General features: G+C 70.2%; 13 protein-coding genes and 3 pseudogenes. 6 read left to right on the top strand and 10 right to left on the bottom strand.

Annotation, left to right across the window (positions count from 1 at the left end):
- Positions 1-11: 11 nt before the first annotated feature.
- Positions 12-383 (bottom strand): dihydroneopterin aldolase, encoded by a 372-nt coding sequence (locus IDM45_RS11480; protein ID WP_209422960.1) that lies wholly within the window; start codon positions 381-383, stop codon positions 12-14.
- A gap of 50 nt (positions 384-433) precedes the next feature.
- Positions 434-1225, bottom strand: a complete 792-nt coding sequence (locus tag IDM45_RS11475) for an SDR family oxidoreductase (protein WP_209422959.1) — start codon at positions 1223-1225, stop codon at positions 434-436.
- 154 nt (positions 1226-1379) lie between these two features.
- Between IDM45_RS11475 and IDM45_RS11470 the strand changes: the two are divergent.
- A pseudogene (locus IDM45_RS11470) lies at positions 1380-2443 on the top strand (class I SAM-dependent methyltransferase).
- Positions 2444-2564: 121 nt separating this feature from the next.
- Here the strand turns inward: IDM45_RS11470 and IDM45_RS11465 are convergent.
- On the bottom strand, positions 2565-4532 hold the full coding sequence (locus tag IDM45_RS11465; RefSeq protein ID WP_209422958.1) for a TRAP transporter permease: 1968 nt from the start codon (positions 4530-4532) through the stop codon (positions 2565-2567).
- On the opposite strand from IDM45_RS11465, the gene IDM45_RS11460 reads away from it, so the two are divergent.
- The 3 genes and pseudogenes from IDM45_RS11460 to IDM45_RS11450 all read left to right on the top strand — a co-directional run bounded on the left by IDM45_RS11460 (position 4437) and on the right by IDM45_RS11450 (position 6449).
- Entirely contained in the window at positions 4437-5078 is a 642-nt protein-coding gene (locus IDM45_RS11460) for an FAD-dependent oxidoreductase (RefSeq protein ID WP_325168971.1), read from the top strand. The genes IDM45_RS11465 and IDM45_RS11460 overlap by 96 nt on opposite strands.
- Before the next feature lie 46 nt (positions 5079-5124).
- Positions 5125-5319, top strand: coding sequence for a DUF2905 domain-containing protein (locus IDM45_RS11455; protein ID WP_209422956.1), 195 nt, complete (start codon positions 5125-5127; stop codon positions 5317-5319).
- Positions 5320-5484: 165 nt separating this feature from the next.
- Positions 5485-6449: pseudogene (locus IDM45_RS11450) on the top strand (ROK family protein).
- A 256-nt stretch (positions 6450-6705) separates the two neighbouring features.
- On the opposite strand, the gene IDM45_RS11445 reads toward IDM45_RS11450, so the two are convergent.
- The 3 genes from IDM45_RS11445 to otsB are packed head-to-tail and all read right to left on the bottom strand — an operon-like array spanning position 6706 to position 10714.
- Positions 6706-8085 (bottom strand): alpha,alpha-trehalose-phosphate synthase (UDP-forming), encoded by a 1380-nt coding sequence (locus IDM45_RS11445; RefSeq protein ID WP_209422955.1) that lies wholly within the window; start codon positions 8083-8085, stop codon positions 6706-6708.
- A complete protein-coding gene (locus IDM45_RS11440; protein ID WP_209422954.1) occupies positions 8082-9923 on the bottom strand; it encodes a glycoside hydrolase family 15 protein in 1842 nt (613 codons plus the stop codon). The genes IDM45_RS11445 and IDM45_RS11440 overlap by 4 nt, the downstream gene beginning before the upstream one ends.
- Complete coding sequence (otsB, locus tag IDM45_RS11435; protein WP_209422953.1) at positions 9920-10714, bottom strand: trehalose-phosphatase; 795 nt, start codon at positions 10712-10714, stop codon at positions 9920-9922. Before otsB ends, IDM45_RS11440 begins: the two co-directional genes overlap by 4 nt.
- Positions 10715-10878: 164 nt before the next feature.
- On the opposite strand from otsB, the gene trxC reads away from it, so the two are divergent.
- Positions 10879-11331 (top strand): thioredoxin TrxC, encoded by a 453-nt coding sequence (trxC, locus tag IDM45_RS11430; RefSeq protein ID WP_209422952.1) that lies wholly within the window; start codon positions 10879-10881, stop codon positions 11329-11331.
- Between the two features lie 29 nt (positions 11332-11360).
- Here the strand turns inward: trxC and IDM45_RS11425 are convergent.
- The 4 genes and pseudogenes from IDM45_RS11425 to IDM45_RS11410 all read right to left on the bottom strand — a co-directional run bounded on the left by IDM45_RS11425 (position 11361) and on the right by IDM45_RS11410 (position 14701).
- Positions 11361-12610, bottom strand: a pseudogene (locus IDM45_RS11425) (multifunctional CCA addition/repair protein).
- Complete coding sequence (locus IDM45_RS11420) at positions 12607-13374, bottom strand: metallophosphoesterase (protein WP_209422950.1); 768 nt, start codon at positions 13372-13374, stop codon at positions 12607-12609. The pseudogene IDM45_RS11425 and the gene IDM45_RS11420 overlap by 4 nt, the downstream one beginning before the upstream one ends.
- A gap of 33 nt (positions 13375-13407) precedes the next feature.
- Positions 13408-14094, bottom strand: coding sequence for a glutathione S-transferase family protein (locus IDM45_RS11415; protein WP_209422949.1), 687 nt, complete (start codon positions 14092-14094; stop codon positions 13408-13410).
- A gap of 34 nt (positions 14095-14128) precedes the next feature.
- Positions 14129-14701, bottom strand: coding sequence for a 5-formyltetrahydrofolate cyclo-ligase (locus IDM45_RS11410; RefSeq protein ID WP_209422948.1), 573 nt, complete (start codon positions 14699-14701; stop codon positions 14129-14131).
- Positions 14702-14827: 126 nt separating this feature from the next.
- Between IDM45_RS11410 and IDM45_RS11405 the strand changes: the two genes are divergently transcribed.
- A complete protein-coding gene (locus IDM45_RS11405) occupies positions 14828-16837 on the top strand; it encodes a lytic transglycosylase domain-containing protein (RefSeq protein ID WP_209422947.1) in 2010 nt (669 codons plus the stop codon).
- The last annotated feature ends 79 nt before the right edge of the window (positions 16838-16916 follow it).

Here is a 16916-nt window from a genome sequence, read left to right as displayed (position 1 = left end):
GGCCACCGCCCTCACCACTGCCCGGTCTCGACGCGGATGGCGACCTCGCAGTCGTCGAAGATCTCCAGCTTGGCGATCTTCACGCGCACGCCCAGCACGCCGGGCAGCTGCATCAGCCGCGCGGCCAGCTTGCCGATCAGGCTTTCGAGCAGGTTGACGTGCTCGGCGCGGCACTCGTCGATGATGATCTGGCGCACCTTGCGGTAGTCCAGCACGTGCAGGATGTCGTCGTCGGGCGGGTGCAGCGGCTGGCGGCCCAGGTTCAGCTCGGCATCGACCTGGATGGGCTGGGGCGCGGTCTTCTCATGGGCCAGCAGGCCCAGGCTGGCGTCAAAGCGCAGCCCGGTCAGGGTCAGGATCTGGGTGCCGGCGGCAGTGTGCATGGGGTGGCCAGGAAAGGAGAAGGGCGCACGGCAGCGGCGTGCGCCGGAATTCACATCAGCGAGAAATCGCGCTCGAAGCGCATCAGGTGCTGGCCGCCATCGACCAGCAGCGTGGTGCCGGTGATGGAGCGGTTGTCCAGCGCAAAGCGCACAGCGGCGGCCACGTCCTCGGGGGTGGACGAGCGCCCCAGGGGGCTGAGGGTGTGCAGCTGCTCGAAGCGCTGCTGCTCCAGCAGATGGCTGGTCAGCGTCAGGCCCGGCGCCACGCCGACCACGCGGCAGCGCGGCGCCAGCGCCAGCGCCAGCATGGTGCCGGCGGCCTCCAGCGCGGCCTTGGACAGGGTGTAGCTGGCAAAGTCCGGGTTCTGGTTCCACAGCTTCTGATCGAGCAGGTTGACCACCACGCCCTGCACCTCGGCCTCGCCGGCGCCGGCGCGCTGCTCCAGGTGCGTGTGCAGCGCCTGGGCCAGCAGCACCGGCGCGCCGGCGTTGCTGCGCAGGTGCTGCTCCAGCCGGGCGTAGCCGAAGCTGGCAAAGCTGTCGTGCTCGAACAGCGAGGCGCTGTTGACCACCGCATCCACGGCGCCGAAGTGCGCCACCACGCGCGGCAGCAGGGCGCGCACTGCGGCCTCGTCTTCGAAATCGGCATCAAAATGGCCGCTGAGGCCCGACAGATCAGCGCAGGCAGCTACTGTTTCAATAGCATCCTGCGCTGACGAGCGGTAATGCACGGCAACCTGCCAGCCCGCAGCCGCCAGCGCCAGCGCGATGCTGCGGCCCAGGCGCCGGGCAGCGCCGGTCACCAAGACGGTGCGCGGGCGGGGAGCAGGGGCGGCAGACATGGCGGGGTGACAATCGGCGTCTGAAACACGAGAGATGAGAGACGAGATGCGCGAAAAGCATGGGATGCACGGAACGCCTGAGGCGCAGCCCGAAACCCGGGACGGCAGCGGGGCCGACGAGGCCGCGAGTGTAGCGCCGGCCCTGCAGGCACGGATGGCCCAGGCCATCGCCGACGCCGGCGGCTGGCTGCCTTTTGACCGCTTCATGCAGCTGGCGCTGTACGCGCCCGGCCTGGGCTACTACGCCAACGACTCGCGCAAGTTCGGCGCCCTGCCGCAAAGTGGCAGCGACTTCATCACCGCGCCCGAGCTCTCGCCGGTCTTTGGCGAGCTGCTGGCGCTGCAGGTGCGCGAGGCGCTGCAGGTCAGCGGCACGCACGAGGTCTGGGAGTTCGGCGCCGGTAGCGGCGCGCTGGCGGCGCAGCTGCTGGGCGCGCTCGATGCGCTGGGGGTGGCGCTGCAGCGCTACTGCATCGTCGATGTCTCGGGCAGCCTGCGGGCGCGCCAGCGCGAGCGCCTGGCTCCCTGGGGCGAGCGCGTGCAGTGGCTGGACAGCCTGCCGCCGGCCATCGAGGGCGTGGTGGTCGGCAACGAGGTGCTGGACGCCATGCCGGTGCAGCTGCTGCAGCGCAGCGCCGGCGTCTGGCACGAGCGCGGCGTGGTGCTGGATGCCGCCGGGCAGCTGGCCTGGGCCGACCGGCCCACGGCGCTGCGCCCGCCGCTGGAAGTGGCCGGCACGCACGACTACCTGACCGAGATCCACCCGCAGGCTGAGGGCTTCATGCGCACCCTGGCGGCGCATCTGCGGCGCGGTGCGGCGTTGCTGATCGACTACGGCTTCCCCGAGGCCGAGTACTACCACCCGCAGCGCGACGCTGGCACGCTGGTGTGCCACCGCGCGCACCGCGTGGACGACGACCCGCTGGCCGATGTCGGCTGCAAGGACATCACGGCGCACGTCAACTTCACCGGCGCGGCGCTGGCGGCGCAGGAAGCGGGGCTGCAGGTGCTGGGCTACACCAGTCAGGCACACTTCCTGATCAACTGCGGTTTGCTATCGAAACTGGAGCTTATGCCGCTTGCTGGGCGCGCCCAGGCGGCCAAATTGATCATGGAGCACGAGATGGGCGAGCTGTTCAAGGTGCTGGCCCTGGGGCTGGCGGCGCGCCCTGGGTGCCGCTGGGCTTCGTTCAGGGCGACCGCACGCACCGGCTGTGACGGGCTTGGGCTGGCGCAATTTTGATAGCTGCCAGCGCTTGATGGACAAGGGTTTGCATATGTTTTTCATCTTAAACCCTTGCTGCACAAGCGTTACTAGCTATTAGAAAAGGAGCAAAGCTTATCCCGCCATCCCGGCGGGCGCGCTCGGCGCCAGCACCCCGGGGCGCCGGCGCCGGCCCTGCGACCACCACACCAGCAGCACCAGGGCGATGGCCGGCAGGTAGAACCAGTGCGCCGAGGGGCGGTCGGCGCGCACCTGGATGCCGGTGGCCAGCGAGCTTTCGCCCGAGATGGCGGACGCGGCGAACGTCGCCAGCCCCACTGGCGGCGTGATGTCGGCCATGATCCCGTAATAGAAGACGAACATATGCACGGCGATCAGGGGAATGACCATGCCGGCCTGCGCGCCCAGCTCCACCACCACCGGCGCCATCAGCGTGGCCACCAGGATGTAGTTGGCCGTGGTCGGCACGCCCAGGCCGGTGAGGGTGATGCCGCCGACCACGATGCCGGCGGTCGCCGTGGCGATGCCGATGCCGATCATGTTGCGCGCGCCGTTGTGAAAGCCCTCGACCACCGCCGCGCCGCCGTCGCTCCAGGTGCCGGCCTGCGGCGCGCCGCGAAACAGCGCAATCAGGGGCCGCTGCGTCAGCATCAGCAGCGCCAGCGATGTCACGGCCCAGAAGGCCGACAGCGACGGCGACATCTGCTCGACCATCAGGCACCACACCAGGATGCCAATCGGCATGATGAAGTGCAGCCCGGCGCGCACCGTGGGCCAGGCATCGCGCAGGTGGCCGCCCTCGGAGGCGCCCTCGATGCTGTCGGGCAGATCGGGGCAGCGCGCCGCCTGCCAGATGGCCACCAGGTACAGCGCCAGCACCGTCGCCCCCACGGCCCAGGGCGCGGCTGCGCCCAGCAGCGCCTTCATGGCGCCGATGGCGTAGTACAGCGTACCGACCACGATGCTGGTGCCCAGCACGCCGAACAGGTTGCGCACGATGCGGTCGCGCCAGGGCCGGGCGCGGCGCAAGGCGATGGGCTGCATCCCCAGGCGCAGCGCCTCCAGATGCACGATGTAGAACAGGCCCAGGTACGACAGGATGGCTGGCAGGAAGGCGTGGCGGACGATGTCCGAGTAGGGGATGCCCACGTACTCGACCATCAGGAAGGCCGCCGCGCCCATCACCGGCGGCATGATCTGCCCGTCCACCGAACTCATGGTCTCGATGGCGCCGGCCTTGACGCCGCCGTAGCCGGCCTTCTTCATCAGCGGGATGGTGAAGATGCCGGTGGACACCACGTTGGCCACCGACGAGCCGGAGATCATGCCGTTGAGTGCCGACGACGCCACCGCCACCTTGGCCGGCCCGCCGCGCAGGTGGCCTAAAGCGGCGAAGCTGACCTGCATCATGTAGTTGCCGCCGCCGCTTCGATCCAGCAGCGCGCCGAACAGCACGAACACGAAGATGGTCGAGGCCGACACGCCCAGGGCAATGCCGTACACCCCTTCGGTGGTCAGCCACATGTGGGTCAACATGCGGTTGAGCGAGGCGCCCTTGTGCGAGATGACGTCCGGCAGCCACGGCCCGGCCATGCTGTAGCCGATGAAGACCAGCGCCAGCACCGCCATGGGCCAGCCCACGGCGCGGCGCGTGGCCTCCAGCAGCAGCACCAGGCCGATGCAGGCGACCACGATGTCGCCCGTGGTCGGGTTGCCGGGGCGGTTGGCCAGCTCGGCATAGAACAGCATGATGTAGGCCGCCGCGAAGGCCCCGGCGGCGGCGAACAGCCAGTCCTGCAGCGGCACGTAGTGGCGCGGCGAGCGCTTGAAGGCCGGCCAGGCGGTGAAGGCCAGGAAGATGGCGAACGACAGGTGGATGGCGCGCGCCTGCGTGTCGTTGAGGATGCCCCAGCCCAGCGCGAAGGGCAGCGGCGAGGCGTACCAGTACTGGAACAGCGCCCAGGCCAGCGCCACGCCGAAGATCCGGTGGCGCGTCAGCCCCGCGGGCTGGCGCCCGCCGGTGTCGGTGTCGGCAACGAGTTGCTGCAGGGCCTCGGGGGCCTTGTCCATTTCAGAGGCCATGGTGCGTTCCTCGGCAAAACAAAAAGGGGCGAAGCGGCAGGGCTTCGCCCCTGGGGGCGGGGTTGCAGGGAGGCGGGCGGTTTACTGGATCCAGCCCTTTTCCTTGTAGTAGCGCGCCGCGCCCTCGTGCAGCCGCTCAAGGGCTACAGCATCACCGTGCCGGCCAACGGCCAGCCCGGCGCGGCCCCTGCCGTGAGCGTGACCGACGCGGCACGCAAGGTGGTCTTTGCCCGCCTGGGCCAGCGCCTGCGCATCGCCGGCATGGCTGAACTGACGCACGCCCGCGACCAGGCCATCGCCCCGCAGCGCATCGCCGCGCTGCTGGAGACGGCGCGCGAGGTCTTTCCCGCCGGGGGCGACTACCAGCGGGCTGCGCCCTGGGCCGGCCTGCGTCCGGCGACGCCCCGGGGGCTGCCGGTGCTGGGGCGCCTGCCCGGCGGGCCGGCCAATCTGCTCATGAACACCGGCCACGGTGCGCTGGGCTTCACCCTGGCCTTTGGCAGCGCACGGCGCCTGGCGGCACAGGCGGGCAGCCTGCACGGCTGATGCCCGCCAGGCCAATGCCGCGCGGGCGGCGCCTACACTTGCGCGCATGGTGCGCTGGCTGATCGTCGTTTTCCTGGCCCTGGTGCTGATCGAGGGGCTGGCGCCGTGGCTGCGCCGGCTCGGCCTGGGCCGGCTGCCGGGGGATTTTCGCTTTCGCCTGTGGGGGCGCGAATGGTCGATTCCGCTGGCCAGCACGGTGCTGCTGAGCGTGCTGATCACGCTGGCGCTCAAATGGCTTTGAAATTCAAGTGAAAAACGCCTTTTGACCAATACAGTCAAGCGCTGACAGCTATCAAAAAGATAGTCAACTGCAGCCTTCGCCCTTGCCTTACACACCGGTTGCACGCGGCGCGCGATGATGCCGGCCATGCCAGAGCCTGTATCCCCTCCCTCCTCCACGCCGCGCCTGCAGGCCGGCATCGACATCGGCGGCACCAAGGTGGCCGTGTGCCTGGCGCGTCCGGGCGCGGGCGCCGTGCCGCCGGCCATCCTGGCGCGGCTGGCCGAGCCGACCGCCAAGGCCGGCGCGCCCGAGGCCCTGGCGCAGCAAGTGCTGGCGCTGCTGGCGCGCCTGTGCGCCGGCCAGGGCGTGGCGCTGGCCGATCTGGCGGGCGTGGGCGTGTCCTCGTGCGGGCCGTTCGTGCGCCGTGCGGGCTGCATCGAAGTGGCCAACCCCAACATCTGCGGCGGCCTGGCCGGCCCGGCGGGCGGTGTGGCGACCAACGACTGGACGCAGGTGCCGCTGCAGGCGCCGCTGGAGCTGGCGCTGCGCGGCGTGCGGCTGCGTATCGCCAACGACGCCGTGGCGGCGCTGGCCGCCGAGCGCCGCTGGGGGCGCTGGCCGGCGTGGCCGACTGCGCCTACGTCACCTGGAGCACCGGCATCGGCGTGGGCCTATGCGTCGATGGCCGGGTGCTGGCCGGGCGCAATGGCAATGCCGGCCATGCCGGGCACAGCTTCGTCGGCGATGTGGCGGGCCATGCCGGGCTGGACGCTCCGCTGTGCGGCTGCGGCAACCGGGGCGATGTCGAATCGCTGGTGGGCGGCGCTTCGCTGGCCGCCTGGCTGGGGCGCGATGCACCGGCGCTGCTGGCCGCAGCGCAGCAGGGCGAGGCACAGGCGCTGGCACAGGTGCAGCTGCTGTGCCGCCTGCTCGGGCGGCTGCTGTACAACCTGGTGGCGACGCTCGATCTGGCGCGCATCAGCCTGGGCGGGGCGGTGTTCCTGCACCACCAAGCGCTGCTACTGCCGCTGCTGCGCACCGAGCTGGCGCAGCACTTTCCGGCGTTGACGGATGGCGTCGAACTGGTTGCCGCCGGCCTGGGCGCGCAGGTGGCGGACTACGCGGCGCTGGCGCTGCTCGATGGCTGAGGCTGCCCTCTTGATGCGGGAGGCTGCGCGCCAAACGCCAACGCACAGCCTCGTCTGCAGGGGCGCAGAGGGCCGCCCCTGCACTGCAATGCTCAGAGCGTGTTTACGATCTCCGCGCGCAGGGGCGCGGGTGCGGATCGGGATGGGTTGCCAGGCGCAAACCGCAGCGATAGCCCGTGCTATCGCGAGGATTTGCAACGCCGCAGACCGCCCGAGGCCGCGCTCGCGCACCCGCGCGGGGATCGTAAACACGCTCTCAGGCCGCAGGCTCCTGCAGCGCCTGCAGAAAGCTGCGCCGCCACCAGTGAACGTCGTGCTGGCGGATGCTCTCCATCAGCCGGGCGTGGCGCTGCTGGCGCTCCTCCAGCGGCATGTGCAGCGCGGTCTGGATGGCGGCAGCCATGCTTTCGGTGTCATAGGGGTTGACCAGCAAGGCATCCTTGAGCTGCTCGGCGGCGCCGGCAAAGCGCGACAGCACCAGCACGCCCGGGTCTTGCGCATCTTGCGAGACCACGTACTCCTTGGCCACCAGGTTCATGCCGTCGCGCAGCGGCGTGACCAGCCCGACCCGCGCGGCGCGGCACAGCCCCGGCACGCGCCGGCGCGCCACGATGCGGTGGATGTAGCGCAGCGGCATCCAGTCCAGATCGCCATAGTCGCCATTGATGGCGCCGCACAGGCCCTCCAGCTCCTGGCGCAGGTCGGTGTAGGCCAGCACGTCGTCGCGCGAGGGCGAGGCGATCATGATCAGCGTGGAGCGGCCCCGGTTTTCCGGGTACTTCTCCAGCAGGTGGCGGAAGGCGCGCACGCGCTGCGGGATGCCCTTGGAGTAGTCCAGCCGGTCGATGCCCAGCAGCAACTGGCGGCGCGCGTACTCGGCGCGCAGTGCCTCGCCGGTCTGCACGGCCTCGGCGCCCCGGCCCAGGCGCTCGAACTCCTGCACGTCCATGCCGATGGGGAAGGCGCCGACGCGCAGCTCGCGGCTGAAGGCGGCCAGCCGGCCCGCGCCCAGGTCTTCGGCGTTGGCCTCGTTGATCATGTAGCGGCGGAAGTGGCCGACATCGGCCTCGCTTTGCAAGCCCACCAGGTCATAGGCGAAGAAGGCGCGCATCAGCCACTCGTGCTGCGGCAGTGCGGCCAGCAAGAGCGGCGGCGGCACGGGGATATGCAGAAAGAAGCCGATGCGCTGGCGGCAGCCCAGGGCGCGCAGCTCGGCGGCCAGCGGGATCAGGTGGTAGTCGTGGATCCAGATCAGGTCGTCGTCGCGCAGCAGTGGCAGCAGCCGGGCGGCGAACATGCGGTTCACACGCCGGTAGCCGTCCAGGTAGGCGCTATGAAAATCCGCCAAGTCCAGCCGGTAGTGGAAGACCGGCCACAGCACGCTGTTGGAGTAGCCCTGGTAGTAGGCGACATGATCCTCGGTGGCCAGATCGACCGTGGCCAGGGTGACGCGCCCGGCCTGGCGCTGATGCAGGCGGGATTCGCCCGGCTGGAGCTGCGGACGCACCGTGCCGCTCCAGCCGAACCACAGCCCGCCAGAGCGGTTGAGCGCATCGCCCAGGGCTACGGCCAGACCGCCGGCGGCAGGCCGGCGCGGGTCGGCCAGGCGGTTGGAGACGACGACCAGGCGGCTCATATCACGCTGTCCCAGGGCGCCGACAGACGCATGGCAGCGTTGATCACGCCGACCATGGAATACGTCTGCGGGAAATTGCCCCACATCTCGCCGGTGGTGGCGTGCGTGTCCTCGGACAGCAGGCCCAGCGGGTTGCGCACGGCCAGCATGGCCTCGAAGATCTCGCGTGCCTTGTCCTTGCGGCCCACGCGCGCCAGGGCGTCGATGCGCCAGAAGGTGCAGATGTTGAAGGAGGTCTCGGGCTTGCCGAAGTCGTCGGCGGCCTCGTAGCGGCGCATGAAGGGGCCGTCGCACAGGACTTCCTCCATGACATCGAGCGTGCGGATGAAGCGCTCGTCGCGCGCATCGACCAGGCCGACCTCGGCCATGAGCAGGATGCTGGCGTCCAGCTCGCGCCCGCCGAAGCTCTCGGCAAACACCCCGCGCTCGGCGTTCCACGAGCGCGACAGGATTTCCTCCTTCATGCGCTGCGCGTGGCCGCGCCAGTGCTCGGCGCGGTCGGGCAGGTGCAGGGCGTGGGCTATTTTTGCGAGACGGTCGCACGCCGCCCAGCTCATCAGCGCCGACGAGGTGTGGATGCGCGCGCGCGTGCGCAGCTCCCACATGCCGGCGTCGGGCGTGCCATAGACCTGCACGGCCAACTCGCCGATGCGCTCCAGGCGTGCGAATTCGGCGGCCCCGGCGGGCTGCAACATGCGCTGGTCGTGGAAGGCCTGCGCCGAGCCCAGCACGATGTTGCCGTACACGTCGTGCTGGAAGTGCTCGGCCGCCTGGTTGCCCACGCGCACCGGCCCCATGCCGCGATAGCCGGCCAGTTGCGGCACGAAGGACTCGGGCAGCTCGTGCTCCAGTCCGATGCCATACAAAGGCTGGATGTGGCCCTCGCCGGCCTTGACCACGATGTTGGCCAGCCAGCGCAGGTAGTCCTCCATGGTGCCGACCTCGGACAGGCTGTTGAGGGCGCGCACGACAAAGAACGCATCGCGCAGCCAACAGTAGCGGTAATCCCAGTTGCGCCCGCTGTGCGCCGACTCGGGGATGCTGGTGGTCATGGCGGCGACGATGGCGCCGGTGTCCTCGAACAGGGACATCTTGAGCGTGATGGCGGCGCGGATCACGGCGTCCTGCCACTGCAGCGGCACATGCAGGCGCATGGTCCAGTGCTTCCAATAGCTGATGGTTTCCTGCTCCCAATAGCGCGCGGTGTCGGCGATGCCCTCCATCAGCGTCTCGTCGGCGCCCAGGATGAAGTTGTGCTCGCGCGCGGCGATGAAGGGTTCGCCCGACAGCACGTAGGGCACGGGCGCATCAGTGGTCAGGCGCAGCGTCTGTGAGCCGCCGACGTAGCGGATGTGGTGGCTGCCGCGCGTCAGGTGCGGTGCGCTCTCGCCCCAGTCGTAGCGCACATTGAGCAGCACGCGGATGCGCGGCGCACCGCGCACCGGGCGGATGCGCCGCACGATGCTCACCGGTCTGAAGAAGCGCGAGCGCGCCTGAAAGCGCGGGCAGAAATCGGTCACCTCCAGGCAGTTGCCGCTGCTGTCCGTCAGGCGGGTGTGCAGCACGGCGGTATTGGACTCATACCACTGCTCGCTGGCGGCGAAATCCTCCAGCTCGATGGCAAAGCGCCCGGCATCGTCGCCGGGGTGCAGCAAGGCGTTGAAGACCGGGTCGCCATCGAAGCGCGGCAGGCAGCTCCAGACGATGACGGCGCGGGCATCGACCAGGGCGCTGATGGTGCAGTTGCCGATCATGCCCAGGTTGAGCGAGGGCGTGGCGGTGCCGGGGGAGGTGGGCGCGGCGGCGGATGCAGCGGGCAGGGCGGTTTCCTGGGTCATGGGTGCTGGGGTGCAGGGTGGAGTTCTTCCCGGGCAGCTGGCGTGGCTGCGGCCAGGTGCTGGGCGGCCTGATGCAGCCAGGCACGCGCAGCCGTGGGCGAATCCAGGCGGGCGTGCGCCAGGCTCTCGCCCGGCCCAACCTTGACACCCAGGCCGCCGGCGGCCTGCACGGCGGCAAAGCCGGCCTCGTCGGTCACATCGTCACCCACGAAGACGGGGATGCGCCCGGCAAAGGGGGGCTGCTGCAAAAAGCGCGCAATGGCCCGGCCCTTGTCGTTGCCGGCGGCGCGCACTTCATAGACGCACTTGCCGGCCAGCAGCTCGGCGCCGCTGGTCTGGCGCAGCGCCTCGGTCAGCGTGTCGCGGCACAGCTGCTGCAGCTGCGGGGCCTGGCGGTAGTGCAGGGCGATGCCGGCGCTCTTGCGCTCGACGAGCAGCTCGGGGTGGCGCGCGCTCAGGGCCTGCAGCGCGGCATGGATCGGGGCCAGATCCGGGGGCGGCGCGCCAGTGGCCTCACAGCCGGCGGCGCTGCGCCAGTGCGCGCCGTGCTCGCCGGCCAGCGCCGGCTGCCAGTCGTGCAGGTGGGGCTGGATGTCGGCCAGGGCGCGGCCCGTGACCAGGGCCAAGGCGCCCTCCAGGGCCGCCTCGAGCGTGCGCAGATCGTGCAGGGTGGCGGCGGCCAGCGCGACATCCTGCGGCTGGGCGGCGATGTCCACCAGCGTGCCGTCGAAGTCCAGGAACAGCGCGTGGCGGGGTGTCGGAAGGGGGGGAACAACATCGGCGGTCACCATAGCAAGGCCAGGGCAGCCCGGCTGTAGGCCGGCGGCCCAAAAGCCACACGCCGCCTCGCCGTCGGCACCGAACTGGCCTGGCGCAGCTGCCGCGTTGAAAAAACCGCCGCCCGGCCACAGCTGCACGGCATCCCTCTGCCCCTTCACCCTCAGGAAAGACCCCCATGAGCCAGGACACCAGCCCCGCAGCGACGCTGCACGTCGTCTGCCCGCACTGCCACACCACCAACCGCGTGCGCGCCGACCAGCTCGTGGCGGCGCCCGACTGCGGCAGTTGCCACCAGCCGCTGTTTGCCGGCCAGCCGCTGGCGCTGGATGCGGGCAGCTTCGACAGGCACGTGGGGCGCAGCCAGCTCCCCGTGGTGGTGGATTTCTGGGCGCCCTGGTGCGGCCCGTGCCGGCAGATGGCGCCGGCCTTCGCCCAGGCGGCGCAGCAGCTGGAGCCGCGCGTGCGCCTGGCCAAGCTCGACACCGAGGCGCAGCCGCAGGTGGCCGGGCGCTACGGCATCCGCAGCATCCCGACCATGATCGTGTTCAAGGGCGGGCAGGAGGTGGCGCGCATCTCCGGCGCGCTGCCGGCGGGCGAGATCGTGCGCTGGGTGCAGTCGGTGGTGTAGCCGCATCTTGCGCAGCGAGCAGGCGCCGGTCAGGCGTGGGCCAGCCAGGCGGCCAGCGCCTGCTCGCGCGCGCGGCGGATCCAGTCGCCGACTTGCGCGCCCTTGGCCCCTGCGCGGCGGCCTGCGCCGCCACCTCAGCAGTCGGTACGGCCAGGGCCTGCTGCAGCGCGGCCAGCAGACGCGGGCGCTGCGGATAGGGCTGCTCCTGCAGGCCGCCGCGGCCACGCGCATCGCACTCGCAGGCCAGCAGCACCTGGGCAAAGCGCTCGGGCTTGCGCAGCGCGTCGCAGCGCTCCAGCAGGCGCAAGAGGGCTGCGGCCTGCAACTCGCCGCTGCGGTGGATGTTGCCGTGCTCGCGTGCCACCACGTCGGCCGTCTCGCGGCAGTCACCCGGCACACGCAGGCGCTCGCATACGCCCTTGAGCAGCCGGGCGCTGCGCTGCTCATGTCCGATGTGGCGCGGCAGCACGTCGGCCGCCGTCGTGCCCTTGCCCAGGTCGTGCGTTAGGCAGGCAAAGCGCACGGCCAGCGGCGCATCCAGGCGCGCCGCCATGTCCAGCACCAGCATGACGTGGATGCCGGTGTCCACCTCCGGGTGGTACTCGGCGCGCTGCGGCACGCCCCACAGGCGATCGACCTCGGGCAGCAGCACGGCCAGCGCGCCGCACTCGCGCAGCACCTCGAACATGCGCGAGGGCTGGCGCTCCATCAGGCCGCGCGCCAGCTCCTGCCAGACGCGCTCGGGCACCAGGTGGTCGGCCTCGCCGTCCTGCACCATCGCGCGCATGAGCTGCAGGGTCTCGGGTGCGATGGAAAAGTCGGCAAAGCGTGCGGCAAAGCGCGCCACCCGCAGGATGCGCACCGGGTCTTCGCGGAAGGCGTCGGTGACGTGGCGCAGCACCCTGTCCTGCAGGTCGCGCACGCCGTTATAAGGGTCAAAAACCGCTTCAGCGCCCGTCCAGTCTGCGGGAGCAGCTATTGAATTGATAGTGAGGTCACGCCGTGCCAAGTCTTCCTGCAGCGTGACCTCGGGCGAGGACAGCACCGTGAAGCCCCGGTAGCCGCGCCCGCTCTTTCTCTCGGTGCGCGCCAGGGCGTATTCCTCGTGCGTCTCGGGGTGCAGAAAGACCGGGAAGTCGCGCCCCACCGGCACGAAGCCGCGCGCCGCCATGTCCTCGGGCGTGCTGCCGACGACCACCCAGTCGCGGTCGCCGCAGGGCAGACCCAGCAGCGCATCGCGCACCGCGCCGCCGACCATGTAGATGCCGGGCTGCTTCATGCCAGCGCCACCACCAGCTGCGGGTCGAAGCGCGCGTTCTCGACCACGCCGTCCTTGGCGTAGCCGCGCGGGTTGCACAGCACGCGCGTGTTGCCGACCTGGTAGTCGAAGCTGTCATGCGTGTGCCCGTGGATCCACAGGCGTGCGCCGCTGCCGGCCACCAGCGCTGCCGCATCCGAGACGAAGCAGGCATTGATGGGCGAGCCGGCAAAGCGTGGGTGGATGCTGTGCAGCGTGGGCGCATGGTGGGTGATGACCACCGTCGGGCCGGCAAAGGGCCGGGCGCATTCATGCTGCAGCCAGCGCGCGTTGGCGGCAAACAGCGCGGCGCTGTCGAGCGGGCTGAAGAGGCCCTCGCCGGGCTGCGCGCCCATCCGGATGCGGCTGAAGTCGCGCATGAACTGCTGCGCCTGCGCCATGGCGTGCTCGCGCGCCGGGCCGTCGCCGGTGGCCAGGAAGTCCGTCCACAGCGTGCTGCCGATGAAGCGCACGCCCTGCAGCACGGTGCTGGCGTTGTCCAGCACCTGCACCTGGCTGCCGGCGCTGTGCTGCTGCAGCAGGGCGCGGGTCTCTGCCAGGCTGCTGCCGTAGAACTCGTGGTTGCCCGGAACGTACAGCACCGGCTTGCCAAAGCCGCGCGCCCAGTCGATGGCGGCTGCCGGGCGGGCGATGTCGCCGGCCAGGATGACCACGTCGGCGTCGGTTTCGGGATGCTGCAGGCCCTGCACGCTCAGGTGCAGGTCGGACAGGATGTGCAGTTTCATGTCGGTCTACGTTGCCCTCGGTTGTCCTCAGTCTCAGTCGCGCGCCAGGCGGTAGGGCTCCTCGAAGTCGCGAAAATCCTGCTCGGCCAGCGCGCCGGCGATCCATTCGGCCACGCCCGGCAGGCCTTGCACGCGCTGCACGTAGGCGGCGACGACGGCGGGCACCGGCAGCGCATAGGTCACCAGGCGCATACACACCGGGGCAAAAAAAGCGTCGGCAATGCTGAATTCGCCATACAGCATCTGGCCACGGTGGCGCGCCAGCAACTCGCTCCACATCTGGCCCAGGCGCTCCACGTCAGCGCGCACGCCAGGCTGGTCGCGCCAGATCAGCGCGCCGATGTCGGGCAGGCGTGCCTCGATGTTCATGGGGCAGTGCGTGCGCAGCTGCGTGAAGCCGCTGTGCATCTCGGCCACCACGCTGCGCGCGTGCGCCCGGAGGGCGGCGTCCTGCGGCCACAGATGCTTGGCGGGGAATTGCTCGGCGACGTATTCGGCAATCGCCAGCGTGTCCCAGACCACGGTGTCGCCATCGACCAGCACCGGCACCTTGCCAGTGGGCGAGACGCCTTCGAGCTGGCGCTTGAACTGCGAGTCGGCAGCGAAGCTGTCGAAGCGCACCGGCACCTCCTCGAACGCTATGCCCGCCTGGCGCAGCAGCACCCAGGGCCGCATGGACCAGGAGGAATAGTTCTTGTTGCCGATGTGGAGCTGGAGCATGGGCTTTCCTCGTGCGTGTTCAGGGCGTTCAGGTTCAGACCGGCCAGACCACGCCGTTGTCGTTCAGGATGGCGTCCAGCGGCATGTCGTGCGGCTGCGGCTCGAAGTCGTCCAGGTAGCCCACGGTGTAGCCCAGGCCGACGGTGGCCGGGCGCGGCTGCAGCGTGGCCAGCGTGCGGTCGTAGAAGCCCCCACCATAGCCCAGCCGGTAGCCCCCCGGCCCGTAGCCCACGCAAGGCACGAACAGCAGTGTGGGCACCAGCGCCTCGGTGTCCTTGGGCTTGGGGATGCCGTAGGCGTCCTCCTCCATCGGGCAGCCCGGGTACCAGGCGTGGAAAGTGAGCGTCTTGTGCTGCTTGTTGACCACCGGCAGGCCGATGCGCCGGCGCAGCGGCTCGTCCAGCAACTCCCCGTCTTCCTTCCAGCGGTGTAGTGCGGGCAGCGGATCGAACTCGCCCTTGATGGGCCAGTAGGCGCCGATCACGGTGTCGGGCTTGTCCACCAGCCAGATGCGCAGCACGCGCTGCAGCCGTTCGGCGCGCGCCAGCCGGTCGGGCAGTTGCAGGCGTTCATTCACCAGGGTGCGGCGCAGGGCTGATCTGTCCATCACATAATTTCCCGTTTGTTTGCTTGCTTGATCCATGCCCGTGATCGGACGAAATGGGGAGGGGCCAGGCCTTCCCGGGTGCCTCGTTCCGTTGCGGCAGGAGCGCCAGGCCGGAGTTTGTTTCAGATGAAAAAGTGGTTCGGGATTCTGACACCGCTGCTGGTGGCAGCCGTTTTCGGCGGCAGCGGCGCAGTGGCACAGGCGCAGGGCGCGGCCTCCATGCCGGGCGCCCTGTCGGGTGATGAGGCCGTGCTGGAGATGCAAAAGGCCTTTCGCAAGGGCGACAAGGCGCGCCTGGCGCAGTTGCTGCCGGCCACCCAGGGCCACCCGCTGGAGCCTTGGGCGGCGTACTGGACGCTGCGCGCCCGGCTCGATGAGGCGCAGGACGGCGAGGTCGAGGCCTTTTTGCAGCGCTGGGCCGGCAGCTACCAGGAAGACCGCCTGCGCAACGACTGGCTGCTGCTGCTGGGCCAGCGCCGCGACTGGGAGCGCTTTGCCGCCCTGCATCCGGCGTTTCGCATGAACGACGACCGCGAAGTGCGCTGCTACGCCGTTACCGTGGAACACCTGAGCGGCACGGCAGGCACCGGCGCGGCAGATGAAGTGCTGCGCAACTGGTACGCCCTGCGCGACGCCGACGATGGCTGCAGCCACGCTGCCGGCGAGTTGCTGGCCGCCAGGAAAATCAAGCCCGATGATGTCTGGCGCAAGGCCCGCCTGGCCGCCGAGGCCAATCGCCCGCGTGCCGTGCGCCGCGCCGTCGAGCTGGTCGCGCCCGAGGCCGTGGCCTCCCTGGACGCTGCCCTCAACGCCCCGGCCAAGTACCTGACCAGCCGCGCCGTGGCACCGGGCCGTGTGCGCCAGGAGGTCATTGCCCTGGCGCTGGCGCGCATGGCCGCCTCCGACGCCGATGGCGCCGCGCGCCTGCTCGACGCCAAGTGGGGCGTCCACCTGCCGGTGCAGGAGCGCAACTGGCTGTGGGGCCTGATCGGCAAGCAAAAGGCCCTGGCGCTGGCGCCCGATGCGCTGTCGTACTTCAACCGTGCCACGCGCGAGACCGACCTGAGCGACGAGATGCTGGGCTGGAAGGCGCGCGCCGCGCTGCGCGCCGGGCAGTGGCTGGCCGTGGCGCGCAGCATCGATGCCATGAGCGCCGCCGCGCGCGAGGACGCCACCTGGACCTACTGGCGCGCCCGCGCCCACCTGGCCGGCAGGCCCGGCGAGGCCGAGCGCGCCCAGGCGCGCGCACTGTACGAGGGCATCGCCGGCATCACGGGCTTCTATGAGCAGCTGGCGCTGGAGGAGCTGGGCGGGGCCATCGCAGCGCCGCTGCCGCCCGCGCCGCTCACCGCCCAGGAAAAGGCCGCCGCCCGCGCCAATCCTGCGCTCAATCGCGGCCTGTACGCCATCTTGCTGGGTCTGCGCAGCGAGGGCGTGCGCGAGTGGAACTACGCTACCAATCTGCACACGCCGGGCGGCATGGGCGAGCGCGACTTGCTGGCCGCCGCCGACTTCGCCTGCCAGCAGCAGGTCTGGGATCGCTGCATCAACACCAGCGAGCGCACGCGCACCAGCATCGACATGGCGCAGCGCTTCCCGACGCCGTACCGCCAGGCGGTGCTGGAGCGCACGCGCGCCATCGGGCTGGATGCCGCCTACGTCTATGGCCTGATCCGCCAGGAAAGCCGCTTCATCATGGATGCGCGCTCGGGCGTGGGCGCCTCGGGCCTGATGCAGGTCATGCCGGCCACGGCGCGCTGGACGGCGAAGAAGATCGGCCTGGCCGGCTTCACGCCCGAGCAGATCAACGACCGCGACACCAACATCACCATCGGCACGGCCTACCTGAAGCTGGCGCTGGATGATTTCCAGGGCTCCATGCCGCTGGCCGCTGCCGCCTACAACGCCGGCCCGGGCCGCCCGCGCAACTGGAGGAACGGCCCGGTGCTGGACGCCGCCATCTGGGCCGAGAATGTGCCCTTTGCCGAGACGCGCGACTATGTGAAGAAGGTGCTGGCCAATACGGTGAACTACGCCGCGCTGCTGACGGGCCAGCCGCAATCGCTCAAGAGCCACCTGGGAGTGGTGGGGCCGCGCGTGGCGGCGGGGGAGGATCCGAGCAGGGATCTGCCTTAGATCGTAAACACGCTCTTACGAGTTCACCAGTGCCCAGCAGTTGCTGGAAGATTTTTTCGCAGATACGGATCGCGTGCTG

This window comes from Melaminivora jejuensis (assembly GCF_017811175.1).
GTDB classification, from domain to species: Bacteria; Pseudomonadota; Gammaproteobacteria; order Burkholderiales; family Burkholderiaceae_C; genus Melaminivora; species Melaminivora jejuensis.
Note: the sequence above shows the minus strand (reverse complement) of the source record. Positions and strands in the feature narration are given on the sequence as shown.